2 tRNA genes and 2 rRNA genes (2 of these 4 running past the window's edge) are annotated in these 2,500 nt (G+C 54.7%); all 4 read right to left on the bottom strand.

Annotated elements, in window-relative coordinates:
- A 23S ribosomal RNA gene (locus tag CBW65_RS13845) occupies positions 1–560 on the bottom strand; it reaches 2,369 nt to the left of the window's first position.
- A gap of 213 nt (positions 561–773) precedes the next feature.
- Positions 774–2,320, bottom strand: a 16S ribosomal RNA gene (locus CBW65_RS13840).
- The 16S and 23S rRNA genes sit together here with 2 tRNA genes alongside, the layout of an rRNA operon.
- Positions 2,321–2,396: 76 nt before the next feature.
- A tRNA-Val gene (locus CBW65_RS13835) sits at positions 2,397–2,472 on the bottom strand.
- Between the two features lie 2 nt (positions 2,473–2,474).
- Positions 2,475–2,500 (bottom strand) — tRNA-Thr (locus tag CBW65_RS13830); it runs 50 nt beyond the window's last position.

Genomic DNA, 2,500 nt, shown 5'->3' with positions numbered 1-2,500 from the left:
TCAGGTTCTTTTTCACTCCGCTCCCGCGGTGCTTTTCACCTTTCCCTCACGGTACTGGTTCACTATCGGTCGCCAAGTAGTATTTAGCCTTGGGAGGTGGTCCTCCCTGATTCCCACGGGATTTCTCGTGTCCCGCGGTACTTGGGGTATCGTCTCGGAGTCTGTTAAGTTTAGGGTACGAGACTTTCACTCTCTTCGGTCAGCCTTTCCAGACTGTTCGCCTACCCAACAGATTTGTAACTCCATGTGAGACGCCCCGCAACCCCGCATGGCCGAAGCCACACGGTTTGGGCTCTTCCCCGTTCGCTCGCCGCTACTAGGAGAATCACTATTGTTTTCTCTTCCTCAGGGTACTTAGATGTTTCAGTTCCCCTGGTCTACCTCTCAACACCTATGGATTCAGTGCTGAGTGACACTCCATTACGAGTGCCGGGTTGCCCCATTCGGATACCCCCGGATCAACGCCTGCTTACGGCTCCCCGAGGCATTTCGGTGTTTGCCCCGTCCTTCATCGGCTCTTGGCGCCAAGGCATCCTCCGTGCGCCCTTCGTAGCTTAACCTAAGTTAATTACGAAATGCTGCATTTCAAACATGTCTTGACTCACTAAATTCGCTATCCAGTTTTCAAGGAACACTCTGGAGTTCATGGCCTCACGGCCACTTGATCCTCCAAAACTAAACGAGTTGTTGTCAGAGATTGATACGAGTAAGTTGTTGTTTTAAAACTGGCCGTTAGGCCATGAGTATGAGCCGAAAGGCTCGGTACTCCATAGAAAGGAGGTGATCCAGCCGCACCTTCCGATACGGCTACCTTGTTACGACTTCACCCCAGTCATCGACCCCACCTTAGACGGCTGGCTCCTTGCGGTTACCTCACCGGCTTCGGGTGTTGCCAACTCCCATGGTGTGACGGGCGGTGTGTACAAGGCCCGGGAACGAATTCACCGCGGCATGCTGATCCGCGATTACTAGCAATTCCAGCTTCATGCAGGCGAGTTGCAGCCTGCAATCCGAACTGTGAGCGGCTTTTTGGGATTGGCTCCGCCTCGCGGCATCGCAACCCTTTGTACCGCCCATTGTAGCACGTGTGTAGCCCAAGACATAAGGGGCATGATGATTTGACGTCATCCCCGCCTTCCTCCGGTTTGTCACCGGCAGTCAATTGTGAGTGCCCAACCAAATGATGGCAACACAATTTAGGGGTTGCGCTCGTTGCGGGACTTAACCCAACATCTCACGACACGAGCTGACGACAACCATGCACCACCTGTCACCGCTGCCCCGAAGGGAAGGTCTATCTCTAAACCGGTCAGCGGGATGTCAAGTCTTGGTAAGGTTCTTCGCGTTGCTTCGAATTAAACCACATGCTCCACTGCTTGTGCGGGCCCCCGTCAATTCCTTTGAGTTTCAGTCTTGCGACCGTACTCCCCAGGCGGAGTGCTTAATGCGTTAGCTTCGGCACTGAGGGTGGTACCCCCCAACACCTAGCACTCATCGTTTACGGCGTGGACTACCAGGGTATCTAATCCTGTTTGCTCCCCACGCTTTCGCGCCTCAGCGTCAGAAATCGGCCAGCAAGGCGCCTTCGCCACAGGTGTTCCTCCACATCTCTACGCATTTCACCGCTACACGTGGAATTCCCCTTGCCTCTCCGATCCTCAAGCCATCCCGTATCCAAGGCAATCCCAAGGTTGAGCCTTGGGCTTTCACCCCGGACGCAAATGGCCGCCTGCGCGCGCTTTACGCCCAGTGATTCCGGACAACGCTTGCCCCCTACGTATTACCGCGGCTGCTGGCACGTAGTTAGCCGGGGCTTCCTCCTCTGTTACCGTCAGGGTGTGAGCGTTCTCTTCTCACACTTGTTCTTCACAGAAGACAGAATTTTACAACCCGAAGGCCTTCATCATTCACGCGGCGTTGCTCCATCAGGCTTGCGCCCATTGTGGAAGATTCCCTACTGCTGCCTCCCGTAGGAGTCTGGGCCGTGTCTCAGTCCCAGTGTGGCCGGTCACCCTCTCAGGTCGGCTACGCATCGTCGCCTTGGTGAGCCGTTACCTCACCAACTAGCTAATGCGCCGCGGGCCCATCCGACAGTGAAGCGAAAGCTTCTTTCTCTTCTCCCTCATGCGAAGGAGAAGCCTATCCGGTATTAGCACTCGTTTCCAAGCGTTATCCCGGTCTGTCGGGCAGGTTGCCCACGTGTTACTCACCCGTCCGCCGCTAACATCTTCGGAGCAAGCTCCGAATCAGTCCGCTCGACTTGCATGTATTAGGCACGCCGCCAGCGTTCGTCCTGAGCCAGGATCAAACTCTCAATAAAAGTTAGAAAGCTTGTATCTTGACTCGCATCAGATCTCTGTAACACTCGTTTAGTTTTCAAGGATCAAGATTGTTACTGGTGGAGGTTGACGGGATCGAACCGCCGACCCTCTGCTTGTAAGGCAGATGCTCTCCCAGCTGAGCTAAACCTCCAGTGGTGCCTTTTACCGGAATCGAACCG

Origin of the sequence: Tumebacillus avium, from assembly GCF_002162355.1 — a bacterium.
GTDB classification, from domain to species: Bacteria; Bacillota; Bacilli; order Tumebacillales; family Tumebacillaceae; genus Tumebacillus_A; species Tumebacillus_A avium.
This window is presented reverse-complemented; position numbering and strand designations above follow the sequence as displayed.